At 71.6% G+C, this 16,802-nt stretch carries 15 protein-coding genes and 1 riboswitch; of the genes, 11 read left to right on the top strand and 4 right to left on the bottom strand.

Annotation, left to right across the window (positions count from 1 at the left end):
* Positions 1-85 precede the first annotated feature (85 nt).
* Entirely contained in the window at positions 86-1,150 is a 1,065-nt protein-coding gene (gene trpD / locus ABD250_RS08620) for an anthranilate phosphoribosyltransferase (RefSeq protein ID WP_182610020.1), read from the top strand.
* Here trpD and ABD250_RS08625 read toward each other — a convergent pair.
* A complete protein-coding gene (locus ABD250_RS08625; protein ID WP_179525037.1) occupies positions 1,131-2,783 on the bottom strand; it encodes an exonuclease domain-containing protein in 1,653 nt (550 codons plus the stop codon). The two genes, trpD and ABD250_RS08625, sit on opposite strands and share 20 nt — an antisense overlap.
* A 189-nt stretch (positions 2,784-2,972) precedes the next feature.
* On the opposite strand from ABD250_RS08625, the gene ABD250_RS08630 reads away from it, so the two are divergent.
* From ABD250_RS08630 to ABD250_RS08645, 4 genes are all read left to right on the top strand, one after another.
* Positions 2,973-3,182 (top strand): hypothetical protein, encoded by a 210-nt coding sequence (locus ABD250_RS08630; RefSeq protein ID WP_241730472.1) that lies wholly within the window; start codon positions 2,973-2,975, stop codon positions 3,180-3,182.
* 80 nt (positions 3,183-3,262) lie between these two features.
* Positions 3,263-3,411, top strand: a riboswitch (cyclic di-AMP (ydaO/yuaA leader).
* A gap of 13 nt (positions 3,412-3,424) precedes the next feature.
* The gene (locus ABD250_RS08635) at positions 3,425-4,039 is read left to right on the top strand and encodes an NlpC/P60 family protein (protein WP_179525039.1); all 615 of its coding nucleotides are present in this window, start codon (positions 3,425-3,427) and stop codon (positions 4,037-4,039) included.
* A 163-nt stretch (positions 4,040-4,202) separates the two neighbouring features.
* Positions 4,203-5,303, top strand: a complete 1,101-nt coding sequence (locus tag ABD250_RS08640; RefSeq protein ID WP_344391759.1) for an NlpC/P60 family protein — start codon at positions 4,203-4,205, stop codon at positions 5,301-5,303.
* Positions 5,304-5,355: 52 nt separating this feature from the next.
* Positions 5,356-6,489, top strand: a complete 1,134-nt coding sequence (locus ABD250_RS08645; RefSeq protein WP_182659329.1) for a glycosyltransferase family 4 protein — start codon at positions 5,356-5,358, stop codon at positions 6,487-6,489.
* A gap of 30 nt (positions 6,490-6,519) precedes the next feature.
* Here the strand turns inward: ABD250_RS08645 and ABD250_RS08650 are convergent, their stop codons facing one another.
* Complete coding sequence (locus ABD250_RS08650; protein WP_179525042.1) at positions 6,520-8,319, bottom strand: AMP-dependent synthetase/ligase; 1,800 nt, start codon at positions 8,317-8,319, stop codon at positions 6,520-6,522.
* Positions 8,320-8,464: 145 nt separating this feature from the next.
* Between ABD250_RS08650 and ABD250_RS08655 the strand changes: the two genes are divergently transcribed.
* Genes ABD250_RS08655 through ABD250_RS08675 form a run of 5 tightly spaced genes read left to right on the top strand, consistent with a single transcriptional unit; the run spans position 8,465 to position 12,536 of the window.
* Positions 8,465-8,926: an SRPBCC family protein gene (locus ABD250_RS08655; RefSeq protein WP_182609375.1), complete on the top strand. Its 462-nt coding sequence runs from the start codon at positions 8,465-8,467 to the stop codon at positions 8,924-8,926.
* A gap of 53 nt (positions 8,927-8,979) precedes the next feature.
* Positions 8,980-9,810, top strand: coding sequence for a hypothetical protein (locus ABD250_RS08660; protein WP_338404239.1), 831 nt, complete (start codon positions 8,980-8,982; stop codon positions 9,808-9,810).
* 46 nt (positions 9,811-9,856) lie between these two features.
* Entirely contained in the window at positions 9,857-10,591 is a 735-nt protein-coding gene (locus ABD250_RS08665) for a lysophospholipid acyltransferase family protein (RefSeq protein ID WP_179525045.1), read from the top strand.
* Positions 10,592-10,596: 5 nt separating this feature from the next.
* Complete coding sequence (locus ABD250_RS08670; RefSeq protein ID WP_179525046.1) at positions 10,597-11,094, top strand: polyadenylate-specific 3'-exoribonuclease AS; 498 nt, start codon at positions 10,597-10,599, stop codon at positions 11,092-11,094.
* 35 nt (positions 11,095-11,129) lie between these two features.
* Positions 11,130-12,536 (top strand): class II 3-deoxy-7-phosphoheptulonate synthase, encoded by a 1,407-nt coding sequence (locus tag ABD250_RS08675; protein ID WP_179525047.1) that lies wholly within the window; start codon positions 11,130-11,132, stop codon positions 12,534-12,536.
* Between the two features lie 82 nt (positions 12,537-12,618).
* Here the strand turns inward: ABD250_RS08675 and pknB are convergent, their stop codons facing one another.
* Complete coding sequence (pknB, locus tag ABD250_RS08680; RefSeq protein ID WP_182659327.1) at positions 12,619-14,811, bottom strand: Stk1 family PASTA domain-containing Ser/Thr kinase; 2,193 nt, start codon at positions 14,809-14,811, stop codon at positions 12,619-12,621.
* A gap of 92 nt (positions 14,812-14,903) precedes the next feature.
* Between pknB and ABD250_RS08685 the strand changes: the two genes are divergently transcribed.
* On the top strand, positions 14,904-15,272 hold the full coding sequence (locus ABD250_RS08685) for an Rv2175c family DNA-binding protein (RefSeq protein WP_179525049.1): 369 nt from the start codon (positions 14,904-14,906) through the stop codon (positions 15,270-15,272).
* On the opposite strand, the gene mptB is transcribed toward ABD250_RS08685, so the two are convergent.
* Positions 15,241-16,800, bottom strand: a complete 1,560-nt coding sequence (gene mptB, locus ABD250_RS08690; protein WP_344391765.1) for a polyprenol phosphomannose-dependent alpha 1,6 mannosyltransferase MptB — start codon at positions 16,798-16,800, stop codon at positions 15,241-15,243. The two genes, ABD250_RS08685 and mptB, sit on opposite strands and share 32 nt — an antisense overlap.
* Positions 16,801-16,802 lie beyond the last annotated feature (2 nt).

Here is a 16,802-nt window from a genome sequence, read left to right on the forward strand (position 1 = left end):
CCGACGACGCGGCTGGTGGCACGATTGTCACTGTGCGGTCGGACGGTGACGGACCGCCGGGATCCAGGGAGAGAGGTCGGGACACGTGGGGAGTTCTGCAGCGTTCGACGAGGGCCGGTCCTGGCCCGGGGTACTCGGCACGCTCACGGCGGGTGAGGACCTGGAACCGGCGGACGCCCGCTGGGCGATGTCCCGGATCATGGAGGGCCTCGCGACGGATGCGCAGATCGCGGCGTTCGGGGTCGCGCTCGACATGAAGGGTGTCACGGGTCCGGAACTGGACGCCCTGTCCTCCACGATGCTCGACTACTCGCGTCGCGTGCCGACCTCCCGGCCCTGCGTCGACATCGTCGGGACCGGCGGGGACCGGCAGGGAACGGTGAACATCTCCACCATGTCCGCCCTCGTCGTGAGCGCCTGCGGAGTGCCCGTGGTCAAGCACGGTAATCGTGCGGCGTCATCGAAGAGCGGAGGGGCCGACGTCCTCGAGGCTCTCGGGGTGGCGATCGACCTGGGCCCGGAGGAGGTCGCCCGGTGTGTCGACGAGGTGGGTGTGGCCTTCTGCTTCGCCCCCGTGTTCCATCCCGCCCTCCGCTTCGCCGCCGCGCCACGGCGGGAGATCGGCATCCCGACCGTCTTCAACATCCTGGGTCCCCTGACCAACCCCGCGGCCCCCGCGGCCAACCTCATCGGGTGCGCCTTCGACCGTCTCATGACCGTGATGGCGGAGGTCTTCGCGCTCCGCGGGCGCTCGGCGCTCGTCGTGCGGGGAGCCGACGGCCTCGACGAGATCACGATGACCGGGCCGACCCGCGTGCTGCGCGTCTCGCACGGCCGGATCGAGGAGGACGAGATCGCCCCCGGCGACTTCGGGATGGCGACGTGCGCGATCGAGGAGCTGCGTGGGGGGGACGGGCAGCACAACGCGGGCGTCGCCCGGGACCTGCTGGCGGGTAAGAAGGGCCCCGTCAGGGATGCCGTCCTGCTCAATTCCGCGGCTGCGCTGGTGGCTTTCGACGGACTCGAGCCGGGAGCTGACCTGGTGACCGCGATGACGTCGGCGGTGGATCGCGCCGCGAGGGCGGTGGACGACGGCGAGGCGGCCGGACTCCTGGACAGGTGGGCGGCCTTCAGCGTCGCGCGGGACTGATCCCTGCTCTGCTCGTCTCCGCGGCCGCCCGTTCGGCTCGATCCGCCCATGCGGTCAGAGTGTGGGCACCGTCGACGGGGAGGGCCCAGCAACCCGCGACCGACACGATGCGGGTGGGTGCGGAGTCGATCCATCTGTGCACGTTCCGGATCTCCGAGGCGCTGGCGCCGGAGAACGGCCCGGGTCCGGGTCGCACGGTCGTGGCGCCCGCCCTGAGTGAGTCGATGACGGGGAGGGGGGCGGCCCCGGCCGGCACGATCCCCGAGGCGGCCAGACGTCCGTGACGCACGACTGCCACGGCCCATGTGCGCGCGGGGCCGGGCTGGGCCAGGACCAGCTCGGGCAGGCCGGCGGTGGCGGCGAGCTCCTGTTGCCGGGTGAGGATCCGGACGAGCGTCGCCGTGCGATCGCGCAACCGGGCCGCGCGCTCGAACGCTCCGCCCGCCGCGATCGCGTCGATCTGGTCGACCATCGCCCTGACGGTCGCGGAGCTCCGGCCGGCGACCAGCGCCTCCCAGTCCTCCGCGTCGGGCGGGGAACCGAGGGTCTCGACGAGGTCCAGCCACGCCGACCTGGCGTCCTCGGATCTCCGGAACGGGCCGAGGGCGGACGGGTGCTCCGGTGTGCGGGTGACCTGTCCACGGATCGCGCGCCCGGAGGGTGGGGAGAGCCACCACCCGCGACGGGGACTCCGCGAGCGCCGGTTGTACGGCGGTTGCAGGGAATCGATGAGCCGCTCCTCGACGGTCCACGCCTCCAGGAGGTGCGCACAGGGCACCGACTCGACACTCGCGGCCAGCCCGACCATCGTGCGCATCCTGCTGCGCGAGTCGGCTCCGGAATAGTAGGAACGGGCCCTCCGCCGCACCGACACGGATGACCCCACGTACAGGGCGCCCCCCGACCCGTCACGGAAGAGGTAGACGCCGGGACCGGTGGTGAGCGCTTCGGTCAGCGCGGCGCGGCGCAGTACCTCGGGGGCGAGGCGGCCGTCGTACGACCGGAGCTCGGTGAGGGTGGCCACCCCGCAGTCCCCGACCCTGGAGATCAGGGCGTGGAGGACGTCGACGGTGGCGCGGGCGTCCTGGAGCGCCCGGTGGTTGGGCTCGACGGTGGATCCCAGATGGGCGGCGAGTTCACCGAGACGGTGTCCGCGGGTCTCGCCACGGTGGAGAATCCGACGTGCCAGGGCGAGCGTGCAGATCGACGGGGGATCCGGCCACTGATGGTCGGTGGAGACGGCAGCCGCCCGGAGGAAACCGAGGTCGAACCGGGCGTTGTGGGCGACCAGGACGGCGCCGCGGGAGAACTCCAGGAACGTCGCCATCACCTCTCCGAGGGTGGGCGCCCCGACGAGGTCGCCGGGGTCGATACCGGTGAGCCTGCTGATGTGCCCCGGCAGGGCACCGTCGATGGCGACGAACGTGGACAGCTCAGCCCGGACCTCGCCGCCCCGTACGCGGACCGCGCCGATCTCGGTGATCTCGTCCGTCCCCGGTCGGGTGCCGGTGGTCTCCAGGTCGACCACGACGAACGTCACCTCGGAGAGCATCGGTTCGAGTTCGTCGAACGCCGCCTGGACCCCCTGGGGCCCGGGCGTGCGGACCGGCTCTCGCGTCGGGGGAGTGGGCATGGTGCCGACGGTAGCGACCCGGTCCGACAGTGGCGGGGCGGACGGTCGTGGCGGAGGCCGGGTGCGGCCCGCCGCCGCGGAGGGGGATGTCGTACCCCGCCGTTACGGTCGGCCTCGAGCCGTAGATCGCGGCCCGGTAACGAATGGGCAACACGCCCAGGACGGAGTGTGATGTAGATCATGTTCTCGATGGACTGCTCACGGTGCCCGGCCCGCCCGCGCCGGTGTGAGGACTGCGTCGTCTCGGTGCTCCTGGCCGGAGAGTCGCAGGTGGACGCGCTTTCCGAGGAGTCGTGTGGGTACGTCCTGGAGCCGGAGGTGCGTTCGGCGATCGAGGTGCTCATGGAGCTCGGAATGGTCTCGACGGTCGAGATCATGGCCTCGGAGACGGCCGCCTAGCGGATGGACTGGACTTCGACGAGATGGTTTCGTAACCTTTTCGAGACCTCGGAAGTCATCACCCGCCCGCCGGTGGGGGGCCGGGGTCACCACCAAAGCGCCAACCACGGTGCACCGGGGAACCACGTTCCACTGGGGTGAATCGCCCGAGGGCCGAGAGGTCCGGGCGTAGGACAGACTTCCGTGTCCGAACCCGTCAGCTAACCCGGTCGGTGTCCAGGAAGAAAGAGGAAATCACTCTCGTGGGAGCCCACAGCATCAAGGCCAACTCGACCGGGCGTCGTGTCGCCACCGCAGGACTGCTCGCGGCCGGAGCCGCCATCGCCGGCGCCGGGACCGCGGCCGCCGCGCCGGTGACCGTCGACGTCCCCGTCGAGCTGCGTCTGCCCGGTGTGCCCGCACAGGTCACCGTCGACCTCCCTGAGGGCATCGCCCTCCCGGCCGGCCTGGCCCAGGCCGCCGCCGCACAGGCGGCCCCCGTCGAGTTCGCCGCCCCGGCGCCGCAGATCTCCACCGGTCAGCGCATCCTCGACGCCGCCAGCACCCGCGTCGGTTCGCCGTACGTCTGGGGCGCCACCGGCCCCAACTCGTTCGACTGCTCGGGCCTGACCTCGTGGGCGTACAAGGAGGCGGGAATCTCCATCCCGCGCACCAGCCAGGCCCAGATCGGCGGCGGGACCCAGGTCTCCAAGGCCGACCTGCAGCCCGGGGACATCGTCGCCTTCTACAGCGGCGCCAGCCACGTGGGGATCTACGCCGGCAACGGCCAGGTCGTCCATGCCCCGTACTCCGGCACCTCTGTGAGCTACGCGCCGGTGGACTCCATGCCGTTCTACGGTGCGACCCGCTACTACTGAGCCGTCTCGCACCACGCACGTCCGCGAACCCCGCCGAACGCCGGTCACGTAACCGGTACCGGCGGGGTTCGTCGTCTGTACCATCTCGGCAACGGAGTCTGACGGTGCCCCCGCCGCGTTCCGCTCGTCACTGAACAGCGATCCGAGAGTGTCACAATTGCCCATGACCCCCAGAGCCCGGCCGGTCGCCCTCATCGTGGCCGCTCTCGTTGTCCTGAGTTCCGGGGTCGTGACGGTGTCGGCTCAGACCGCGGACCCCACCCGGGTGGTGGGGCCGGCGCAGGCGGGGGGCCCGGGGCAGAGCACCGCACGGGCCGGTGTCGATTCGACGGATGACGCACCCGGTGAGGACCTGGCGGAGCTGGCGAGGTTGTCCGCGGAGGCCGGAGCGCTCGGTGAGGAGCTCCATCTGGCGCGCGCGGAACTCGAGCGGGCCGACGCCGAACGGGAACGACGCGAACGCGAGGCCGGGGTCGCCGCCGGGCTCGCCGTGGTCGCCGACGCCGGTGCCTCGCGCGACCAGTCCCTGGTGGATCGACTCGCGACCGTGCGCTATCGCGGGGGCGACACCGGGGCGACACGGGCCGCCGTCCTCGCCGAGAGTCCCCGCGACCTGGTCGACCGGCTCGGAACGCTGCAGCGGCTGTCCGGCACCACCACCAGCGCCCTGGACGCCTCGCGTGCCGCCTCGGCTGAGGCCGCCCGCCTCCGCAGGGACGCGGACGTGGCATCGGAGATCGCGCGGGCCTCGGCCCGGGACGCACAGGGTCGGGCGGATGAGCTCGACCGGCGCTCGGAGGAGATGCGGGCGCGGATCGATGAGGTGAGACGTCGTGTCGACGCCCTCTCGGACGCGCAGCGTGCAGTCTGGGCCGGCGGCCCTTTGGTCCCGCCCGGTTACGTCGCCCCGGCTGTCGACGGCGTCAACACCGCGGCGCTGAAGGTGGCTCTCACCCGGCTCGGTTCCCCGTACTCCTGGGGGGCGACCGGCGCGGAGGAGTTCGACTGCTCGGGACTCATGGTGTGGGCGTACGCGCAGGAGGGGAAGACGCTACCGCGGTCGAGTCAGGCGCAGGCGGTGTCGGGCGCACCCGTCGCGATGGCCGACATCCAACCGGGCGACCTCGTCATCTACTACCCGGGGGCGACCCACGTCGGCATGTATGCCGGCGACGGACTGGTGCTGCACGCGTCGACCTATGGGGTCCCGGTCAAACTCGACAAGGTCGACGCGATGCCGATCAGCGGGATCCGACGGTACTGACGCGGGGACGCCGGGCGGGGGAGACCCGGACACTGTGGCAGTCTCGGACGTGATGACGAAGACCCTGCTGATCACCAACGACTATCCGCCGCGACCCGGCGGCATCCAGTCGTACCTGGAGACCTATCTGGCGCATCTCGATCCCGAGGACGTGGCGGTCCTCGCCTCGACGTTCCGGGGTAGCGACTCGACCGACTACGACGACTCCCGTCCCTACCTGGTCGAGAGGGTGCCGACGGAGATGCTGCTGCCCACGCCGGAGCTCGCGGTGCGTGCGCGGAGGCTCGCCTCGGACTTCGGGGCGAGCACGGTGTGGTTCGGTGCGGCGGCGCCGCTGGCCGTGATGGCGCCCGTCCTCCGGGAGGGGCCCGTCGAGCGGATCGTCGCCAGCACCCACGGTCACGAGGTGGGGTGGTCGATGCTGCCGGGTTCGCGGCAGGTGCTCAGGCTGATCGGGGAGTCCACCGACGCCGTCACCTACGTGAGTGACTACACGAGACGTCGCTTCGCGGCGGCGTTCGGTCCACACGCCCGACTCGTGCACCAGCCCGGAGGCGTCGACACGGCCAGGTTCCGTCCCGATCCCGTGCGGCGTAGGGCGATCCGGGAACGCTACGGGGTGGCGGACCGGGAGGTGATCGTGTGTCTCTCACGACTCGTCCCGCGCAAGGGTCAGGACGCGCTCATCCGCTCGTTGCCCGAGATCGCCCGCCGCGTTCCGGGAGCGGTCCTCGTCGTCGTCGGGGGTGGTCCGTACCGTCGCACGCTCGAGGGTCTGGCCCGCAGGCACGGGGTGTCCGACCGGGTGATCTTCACCGGTCGGATCCCGGCGGACGAGATCGTCGACCACCACCGGATGGCGGACGTGTTCGCCATGCCGTGCCGCACCCGGGGCGGGGGACTGGACGTGGAGGGGCTGGGGATCGTGTACCTGGAGGCGTCCGCCTGCGGTGTCCCCGTGGTGGCCGGCCGGAGTGGTGGCGCTCCGGAGACCGTCGTGGACGGGAGCACCGGTCTCGTGGTGGACGGGACCTCGGACGGCGAGATCGTCGAGGCCGTGGCCGGTCTGCTCTCGGACCGGCCACGCGCCTCCGCGATGGGCGTCCGCGGACGCTCCTGGGTTCTCGGGTCGTGGCGCTGGGAGGACCTGGCACGCGACATGCGGCGGGTGCTCTCCGGCGACTAGCCCCGGCTCGAACCCCGACCCGGCCGTGGGTCAGGCGTAGAGGTCCTCGATCTGGGCCGCGAACTTCTGGTGCACCACGTTCCGCTTGACCTTGAGCGAGGCGGTGAGCTCCCCGGTCTCCTCGGTGAACTGGTCGGGTAGCACGTGGTACTTTTTGATCGCCTCGGAGTGGGAGACGGTCCGGTTGGCCCGGGACAGCGCCTGGTCGAGATGCTCGATCATGTCCGCGTCCCGGAGCAGCTCGTACAGCGAGCCGGTCTTACCGTGGTGGGCCTTCCACCGCTCCAGTGCCTCCGGGTCGAGGGTGAGCAGCACCGAGATGAACGGCTTGCCGTCGCCCACGCACACCGCCTCGGCCACGAGCGGGTCGGCCCGGAGCGCGTCCTCGAGCTGGCTCGGGGCGACGTTCTTGCCCCCGGCGGTGACGATGATCTCCTTCTTGCGACCGGTGATGGTCAGGTAGCCGTCCTCGTCCAGGGACCCGAGGTCCCCGGTCCTGAACCACCCGTCGGAGAACGCCTCGGCGGTGGCGCGCTCGTTACGCCAGTAGCCGGAGGTCACCACCGGGCCGCTCACCTCGACCTCACCGTCAGGTGCGATCCGGACCGCACACCCGGGCAGCGGCTGGCCGACGGTGCCGATACGCATCTGACCGGGGGTGTTGACCGCGATCGCGGCGCACGTCTCGGTGAGGCCGTATCCCTCGAAGATGTTGACACCGATGCCGTCGAAGAAGTGCGTCAGGCGCTCACCGAGGGGCGCCCCACCCGAGATGGCGATCTCACAGCGGCCGCCGAGCGCCGCGACGAGCTTGGCGTAGACGAGCTTGGCGAACAGGGCGTGGCGAAGCCTGAGCAGCGGCCCGACGCGTCCACTGCGGTTGGCCTTGGAGTACGCGACCGCGGTGTCGGTGGCCTTGTCGAACATCCAGGCCTTGACGGTGCCGCCGTCCTGGGCGGTGGCCTGGGCCTTGTTGAAGACCTTCTGGAACACGCGCGGGACGGCCAGGATGTAGTGGGGCTGCATCTCGGAGAACGTGTCCACGAGATTGGTCAGGTCCGACGAGTGGGCGATGCGGACACCCGCGTGGAACCCGGCGTAGGTGATGGCGCGGGCCAGCACGTGGGCCAGGGGCAGGAACATGACGGTGGTCGCGTCCTGGCGGAGGTACTGGTTCAACGGCGTCTCGAGGACCGCGAGGGCCTCGGACATGAAGTTGCGGTGGGTGAGCATGCACCCCTTGGGGCGTCCGGTGGTGCCCGAGGTGTAGATCAACGTCGCGGGGGAGTCGGCGGTCACCCCGGCGCGCCGTTCGTCGAGTACCGCGTCGGGCACCTCGGTCGCACCCGCGGCGAGGGCGTCCAACGCGGGGGTGTCTCCTTCGATCACGAGGACGTCGGGGGCCGCCTCCAGCCCGCTGATCCCCTCGCGGGTGGTGGCGGCGTGGGTCTCCTTCTCGACGATGGCGAGCCGGGCGCCCGAATCCTCCATGATCCACCGGATCTGCTCGGCCGAGGAGCTGTCGTAGACGGGCACCGTGACCGCGCCGGCGGCCCAGATCGCGAAGTCGATCACGTTCCACTCGTATCGGGTCGAGCACAGGAGGGCGACCCTGTCCCCGGCCTGGACGCCTCGGGCGACGAGACCCCGACCCACCACGCGGACCGTCTCGGCGAACTCCCGGTTGGTGACATCCGTCCACCGACCGTCGACCGGCCGCTGGAACGCCACGTTGTCCGGCGTCCGCTCCGCGCGGTCGTAGGCCGCCTGGGCGCAGGACCAGTCGTCGGGGACGGTGAAAGTGGCGGGGGCGGCGACGTATTCGCGCAAAGGGTCCTCCTGGTGGAGACGATCGATGGTCTAATCGCAGTGAGGACACACTATCCCCGGGGCCGGTCGGCATCCACGTCACCCGTGTGCCCGGGCGCCGGTCGCCAGGGCGCATCCCGGCCGAAGATATGTGAAGCTGGGGGATATGAGCGAGGACAACGGCGCCCCCGAGGTGTGGCCGACCAGCGACTCCACCGTGATCGACGCGACGGTCGAGGACGTGATGGCCGTCATCTCGGACTTCGACTCGTATCCCGAATGGTCCACGTCGATCCGGGTCGCCGAGGTCCTGTCCGTCGGCGCGGACGGTCGTCCGGACCGGGTCCGGTTCGCCCTGGAGGCGGGCGCGATCGTCGACGACTACGTCCTCGCCTACTCCTGGTCGGCGGACCACAGGGTCGTCGAGTGGAGGCTGGAGAGCTCGGCGCTGCAACGTGCGCAGAAGGGCTCCTATCGCCTCGAACCGGTCGAGGGCGGCACCAGGGTCGACTACGAGCTGGAGATAGAACTCGTGGTGCCGGTGATCGGCCGGCTCCGCGACCGGGCCGAACGGCGGATCCTCTCCGAGGCCCTGCGTGAACTCAAGCGCCGGGCCGAGTCGCGGTGACCGGCGCCAGGGTCGCGATCGTCATGGGGGGCGACCCCCCGGCCAGGTCGGAGGTGACCGCGCAGTTCCTGCTCGACGCGGGCGGAACGGCTCTCATCCTGACCGGGGACCCCGGTGCGGTGGATCCGCGGCTGGACACGACCGACGAGGGGCCCGTGGAGGTCCGGGCGGACGACGCCACCGCGAGACTCGAGTCGTACAGGTCCGGTGCGGTGGATCCGGACGACGACGTGCTCGCGGCGCTGGCCGCCGGAGGGGACGCGCCCCTCGCCGCTGTCCTGGGATGGGAGTACGCCCGGCGGGCGGCCGCCGCGGGAGTGTGGGACGTGGTGGTGGTGGAACTCGACGGTGACCTCGCGGCGGTCCGGAGGATCGCGGCGGCGGGGGAGCTGACCGCGTTCGTGGAGTCTCGTTGGCCCGCGCACGTGCGGTTCGCCTCGATGGCCGCAGGTGACCGCGCGGACGCCCGGACCCGCGAGGCGCACCGACTGTCCCTCCTCGCGGCGGAGGTCTCGACGTTCCTCGCGGGGCCCGTCGAGGTGATGGTCGCCGGGAGCGCCCCGGGCCGGACCGCGGCGCTGGCGGCACTCGCACGCGGGGCGGTCACACCCTCCGTCTCCCCGGACGGTAGTGGCGGATACCGGGTGGAGTGCCCGGTGCCGGACCGTCCGACGACCCCGCCCTCGGTCGAGGGCGACGAGCTGCGCCTGGACCTCGACGGTGTCCGGACGGTGGTGAGGCTCCCCGCGTTGCTGTCCCGGTGCACCCTCGTCGCCTCGCACTTCGACCCCGGGGCGCGCGCCGTGATCGCCAGCTTCGTCCCGGATCCCGAGCTGTGGCCACCGAATCTCGTCCCGTCCGGATTCGCGGACCGATCCGGGTAGTATCCGCTCCGTCAACTCCCAACGACGGAAGGTCCGGTGACCCAAGTTGCTGTACTGGCTGTTCAAGTACGTGATCATCGGGCCCTTCCTGCGGCTGACCAGTAGGCCGGTCATCACCGGCCGGGAGAACTTCCCGACCAGCGGGGCGGCGGTTCTCGTGGGCAATCACGAGTCGGTGGCCGACTGGCTGTTCACCCCGCTCCTCCTTCCCCGGCGGGTCACGTTCCTGGCGAAGAGCGACTACTTCACCGGCACCGGGATCCGCGGCATGCTCAGCAGGTGGTTCTTCGCGGGGACCGGTCAGTACCCGATCGACCGCACCGACGCCGATGCCGCCCAGGCCGCTCTCAACGCGGGCCTCGAGGTCCTCTCGTCGGGTCAGATCCTGTGCGTCTACCCGGAGGGGACCCGGTCCCCGGACGGGCGGTTGTACCGCGGCAAGACCGGGCCCGCCCGGCTCGCGCTGCGCGCCGGGGTCCCGATCGTCCCCGTGGGCGTGATCGGGACGGGTGAGTACATCCGCAAGGTCAACCGACCCCACCGCCGGACCCGGGTCCGGGTGATGATCGGGGAACCACTCGACCTGACGCCGTGGGCCGGGCGGGAGGGCGACCGCGTGGCCGAGCGGGAGATCACCGATGAGTTCATGCGGCGCATCCAGGCGTTGACGGGTCAGGAGTATGTCCACGACACCTACGGCGCGGAGATGAAGAAGCGCTACGAGGCGGTGCGCAAGTCGGGACGCAACCTCCTCGACCAGCCCGTCGAGGGACAGCGCTGACGCCGGTGCGCTACTTCTACGATTGTGAGTTCATCGAGGACGGCACCACCATCGACCTGGTGTCGGTGGGGGTGGTGGCGGAGGACGGACGCGAGTTCTACGCGGTCTCCACGGATTTCGACCAGGCCAAGGCCGGCCCGTGGGTCCGGCGGAACGTCCTGCCCAAGCTGCCCAATCCCTCCTCGCCGGCCTGGATGTCGCGGTCGGGGATCCGGGACGGGTTGTACGACTTCGTCACCGCACCGATCTCCGGGCCGGTCGAGCTGTGGGCGTGGATCGGGGCCTATGACCACGTCGCGGTGTGTCAGCTCTGGGGTGACATGACCGAGCTGCCGGCGGCGATGCCGAGGTTCACGCGGGACGTGCGCCAGCTGTGGGAGATGGCCGGGCAACCGGAGCTGCCGCCTCACCCGGGCGGAGCCCACGACGCCCTCGGCGATGCCCGCCATGCGTTCTTGAGATTCCGGGCGATCGCGGCGAAGGCGCCCCACCTGGGTCTCTGAGGTCCGCGCCGGCGGCGGTGGCGTATCCTCGCGGGGTGAGCAACTGGACAGTCGACGTCGACATCGCACAGCTTCCCGACCTCCCCCCGCTCTCGGCGGACCTCGATCGGCTGCTGGCGGACGCCCTGTCGCGACCCGCGCTGCAGCAACCGTCGTGGGATCCCGATCACGCCGCGGCCATGCGCAAGGTCCTCGAGAGCGTGCCGCCCATCTGCGTGGCCTCGGAGGTCGAACACCTCTCGGATCGGCTGGCCGACGTCGCGCACGGTCGCGCGTTCCTGCTCCAGGGCGGGGACTGCGCGGAGACGTTCGAGGCCAACACCGAGCCGCACATCAAGGGCGTGATCCGCACGCTCCTGCAGATGTCCGTCGTCCTGACCTACGGCGCGTCCATGCCGGTGGTGAAGGTCGGCCGGATCGCCGGGCAGTATGCCAAACCGCGCTCCGCCGACAGGGACGCCACCGGCCTGCTCTCCTACCGCGGGGACATGGTCAACGGGCTCGACGCGGACGACACCGCTCGTGAGCACGACGCGTCGCGTCTGGTCCGCGCCTACGCCAACGCCGCCGCGGCCATGAACCTGGTCCGCTCCCTGACGGCCTCGGGGACGGCGGACCTGCACCGCGTGCACGAGTGGAACATGGAGTTCGTCGCCGGGTCGCCGGCCGGCGCGCGCTACGAGGCGCTCGCGGCGGAGGTCGATCGAGGGCTGCGGTTCATGGACGCCTGCGGTGTCTCCGACGAGAACCTGCGGTCGGCGGACATCTTCTCCTCCCACGAGGCGCTGGTGCTCGACTACGAGCGCGCGATGTTGCGCCTGGCCGACGACGGCACGGGCCTCACGGGTGACGCGGAACAGGGGCTGTACGACCTCTCGGCCCACTTCCTGTGGATCGGGGAGCGGACCCGTGGGATCGACGACGCCCACGTGGCGTTCGCCTCACTCATCGAGAACCCGATCGGACTGAAGATCGGCCCCTCGACCACCCCGGAACTCGCGGTGGAGTACGTGGAGAAGCTCGACCCGCGTAACCGTCCAGGACGTCTGACCCTGGTCTCCCGCATGGGCAACGACAAGGTCAGGGACGCGCTCCCGCCGATCGTGCAGGCCGTCGAGGCCTCGGGACACAAGGTCATCTGGCAGTGCGACCCGATGCACGGCAACACCCATTCCACGTCGAACGGTTACAAGACCCGCCACTTCGACCGGATCATCGACGAGGTCCAGGGCTTCTTCGAGGTTCATCACGCCCTCGGCTCGCACCCGGGCGGCATCCACATCGAGCTCACGGGTGAGGACGTCACCGAGTGCCTCGGGGGCGCCCAGGACATCTCCGACCTCGATCTGGCCGGGCGGTACGAGACCGCGTGCGACCCGAGGCTCAACACCCAGCAGTCGCTGGAGTTGGCCTACCTGGTGGCGGAGATGCTCCGCAACTGAGCCGCGGCGTCGCGGGGACGGCCGGGCCCCGGGGACACTCGCCTCGCGGGGACGGCCGGGCCCCGGGGCCGCCCGGTCGACGTCAGCCCAGTGCGTCGATCTCGACCCCGCTGCCCCGTGCCACGACCCGCCCGGGCAGGGGGTTCTGGCCGTAGACGATCCCGCCCGGTGAACCCGTGTCGATGGTGGGGTTGAGCCCCGCGTCCCGGAGAGTCTGCTGGGCGTCCGAGGCCCGGGCCCCCAGGACCACGGGGACGGTCACCGCGTTCGACGGGACGACCCGCAGCACGGCGTTCGCGGGGTCGAGTCGCCGGCCGGCGGGCGGGTCGGTGCTGACCACCCGGCCATCGGAGATCCGGCGGTCGGTCACGGGTGCCTCGCGGACGATGGTGAACCCGGCCCTGCTGAGCACGTCCGTCGCCTCGTCCAGCGGCACGTCCCTGATGTCGGGGACGGTGAGGGCGTTGGAGACCAGCAGCGTCACCCCGTCTCCCCGGGCGACGTCCGATCCGGTGTCCGGGTCGGTGCCCACGGCCAGTCCGCCGTCCACCTCGTCGTCGTAGACCCGTCTGACCTGCGAGACGGTGAGCCCGGATCCCTCCAGCGCGGCCCGTGCCTGCTCCTCCTCGAGGCCCGCCACATCGGGGACCCTCACCGGCGCGGGCCCCGAACTCGTCACCATCGACACCCTGGTCCCCACGTCGACGGTCGTCCCGGGCCGCGGTTCCAGGGCCACCACCTGACCGACCGGGACCGAGTCGGAGTGCTCGGTCCCGCCACGGACCGGTTCGAGCGAGTTCTCCCGCAGGAGTGCGGAGACGGTGTCGACGTCGCGTCCGGCACCCACCTCGGGCACGACCGGGCGGCCCACGGAGACCAGGACCGCGACCGTCTCGCCCCGGGGCACCCGGGCCCCGGCCTCGGGGTCGGTCCCGACCAGTCCCGCCCGGGGGACGTCGTTACTGAACGCGTCGCGGGTGGAGGCGGACAACCCCACCTCGTTCACGGCCTCGGTCGCCTGGCCCACCGACATGCCCTGGACCGCGGGGACGGTGACGAAACGGCCGGACCCGAGCCACCATCCGGCGACGGCCAGGGCGATGGCGACCGCCAGCACGACCACCAGCCACAGCAGACCGAGCCTGCGTCGAGGGCGGACGGGCGCCCGGTCCGAGACCGGTTCCACCTCCCCTCGGGCGTAGGACTCCTCGGCGACGGGGGGCGGCGGGACCGCGTCGAGTCCCACCCTCGTGTGCATCCGTGTGGGGACGGGGCCGTCACCGTGGCCGAGCGCCTCGCCGCTCTCGCGATCGGCGGCGTCGAACTCCGTGGCACCGCCGGGCGCCGATCGCGCCGCGGCAGCGCGGGCCCGGGACCAGGACGACTGGTGGGGCGCCGGGACGACATAGGTGGGGAAGCGTCCGATCTCGGCCGCCCGGTCCAGGTCGTCGAGCATCTCCCCGGCATCCTGGTAGCGGTCCTCGCGGCTGCGTCGGGTCGCCCGGAGGATCAGGTGGTCGAGGTCCTCCGCCACGGAATCGGACTGGTCGGAGGGCGCCGGGACGTCGGTGTCCAGGCGCCGGTAGGCCACGGCGATCGAGTTGTCGCCGTTGAACGGGGGCTCGCCGGTGAGCATCTCGTAGGCGAGCACCCCCAGTGAGTACAGGTCGGAGCGCCCGTCGGTGTCGGCGCCGGAGATCTGCTCGGGGGAGAGGTAGGCGGCGGTGCCCATCACCACGCTCCGCGAGGTCGCCCTCGACTCGGCCACCGCACGGACGAGACCGAAGTCGGCGAGCTTGACCGCCCCGGTGGTGGAGATGAGGACGTTCTCTGGCTTGATGTCGCGGTGGACCAGCCCGGCCTCGTGGGCCTCGCGGAGTGCGCCGAGGAGAGGGCGGAGCACGGCGGCGGCGGCGTACGGGGGCATGGGTCCGCGCTCGTCCAGTAGTTCGCGCAGCGTGCCGCCCGGGACCAACTCCATCACGAGGAAGGCTGTGTCCCCCTCGACCCCCTGGTCGAAGACCTGGACGATGCCGGGGTCGGAGAGCCGCGCGACCGAGCGCGCCTCGAGGGTGAACCGGTCGACGAAGGCGCGATCGCCGGCGAGGGCGGGGTCCAACAGCTTGACGGCGACGTGGCGGTCCAACCGCTCGTCGGTGGCGAGGTGCACGATCGACATCCCGCCGCGTGCGATCACGGCGTCGAGCCGGTAGCGCCCGTCGAGCACGGTGCCCGGCCCTGGTAGCTGCCCGTCGTGAGTGGTCATGGAGTCCATTCTGCCCGTCGGCGTCCCGATCTCGGTATGCAACCGTGCCGTGCGCCCCGCGGTGGTGACCGCCGGGCCCCGCTGGGACTAACGTGGTGGCCGTGAGTACCGTTCCGCACTGCGATGACGTCCTGCCCGGGGACGTCGAGACGATCAATCTGCCCGAGGTGTCGCGGCGACTGGGCATCCCGGTCACCCGTGTGCACGACCTCCTCCGTGAGGGGGGGTTGATCGCCGTCCGACGTGCCGGGGTGGTGGTGGTCCCCGCGGTGTTCCTGGACGACGACGACGAGGTGGCGCGTTTCCTGCCCGGACTCGTCTCGGTTCTCCGTGACGGGGGTTACCGCGACGAGGAGATCCTGCGGTGGCTCTTCACGGAGGACGACAGCCTGCCGGGTCGCCCCGCGGACGCGCTCCACGGTCATCGCGCGCGGGAGGTCATCCGGCGCGCTCAGGCGATGGCGTTCTGACCCTTCCGGTGGCCCGCCACCACCACCAGGCCACCGCCAGTGAGGCGAGCACCGCGATCCCGGAGAGCACGGGGCTGTAGAGGCTGGTCGATCCGTTCGGCCCTATCGCCATCACCAGGAACACGGTCATCCCGACCGCTGCCGTGGTGGCCCGGGGCCCCGGCCTCGCCAGCATCCAGAACGCGGCCACCCAGACGTAGTACCAGGGCCAGGCCAGCGAGTTGAGCACGACGAAGGCCAGCAACGCCAGCATGATGCCGCGGAGCGCCGTCATCCGGTCCCGGCGATGGAGCCACCACACGGCCACCAGGACCACGGCGAGGACCACCCGCCCGACCTGCCGGGACACCGCGAGCACGTCCTCGAACCCGGGTGAGTCGGTGACCGCGTGGAACAGGTGCGCTGCCGCGGTCGGTGCGCTGAGGTAGTTGATCACCCTGTCGGACACGGCGATCGCGTCGAACCACCCGATCCCGGTACCGGAGGCGACGGTGGCCAGCCCGAGGACGGCCACCGCGATGGCGGCGGCCAGTGCCGTGTCCCCGAGGGCCCGGACCACCGGTCTGGTGACCGAGGGGTCCTCGCGCCGCCGGGTCAGCGCGATCCACAGCAGGAACGGGGCGACGATCACCGCGGTGGCCTTGAACGCCACCGCGATCCCGATCGCCGCGCCCGCCCACGCCCGGCGACCGTCGAGGGCCAGGACGACCGCCCCGAGGCAGGCGACGAGCGGGAAGATCTCGTTGTGCAGCCCGCCCGCCAGATGGATCACCGACAGCGGCGACGCGCACGCCAGCCAGACCGCGGCCCCCGCGTCCACCCCGGTCCGGCGGGCCGCCGTCACCAGCACCACGGTCAGTGCGGCCAGTGCCACCAACACCGCCACGCGCAGGACGACGATCCCCACCGCGGGGTGCCCGCCGGACACGGCCACCACGATCCTCATGAGGAGCAGGTGGAGCGGGCCGTAGGGAGTGGCGGTCGACCGCCAGTCGGGGCTGACCTCGTCGGTGAAGGGTCCCGGGTTGGCTTCGGGGCCGACCTCGTAGGGATCGACCCCCGCGGCGGTCATCGCCCCCTGCGCGAGGTACGACCACGCGTCGCGGCTGAACATCGGCACCGCGGGCAGTGACGGGAGCGACCACAACGCGGTGGCCCAGACCGCGTCTCGCGTGGGGAGTCGGCCCGACACCGCCCGCGGGCCCAGTGCCAGCCAGGCGGTGAACAGCAGGGCCACGCCGATCCAGCACAGCGTCAGGGCCAGGACCTCGCCGTGGCCGAAGGTGAACCCGAGCAGACCCACGGCGGCGGCGGGCCCCCCGTCCACCGGGAGGGCGCCGGCACCGAAGCCGCCGAGGGTCAGGAGTGCGGACCCGAGCATCCCGCGGTACAGGGCGGGACCCGAGGGGCCGGACAGGGCGGAGCGGGCGGAGGAGGTGAGGGACCCGGCCACCACGGCGGCGCGAGACCGCGCCGACGGATCTGACGAGGTGGGCGTGACGGCCCCCGGGGCCGGGCCCGGTGCCATCG

This window comes from Dietzia cercidiphylli, from assembly GCF_039531545.1.
In the GTDB taxonomy this organism is placed as follows: domain Bacteria; phylum Actinomycetota; class Actinomycetes; order Mycobacteriales; family Mycobacteriaceae; genus Dietzia; species Dietzia natronolimnaea.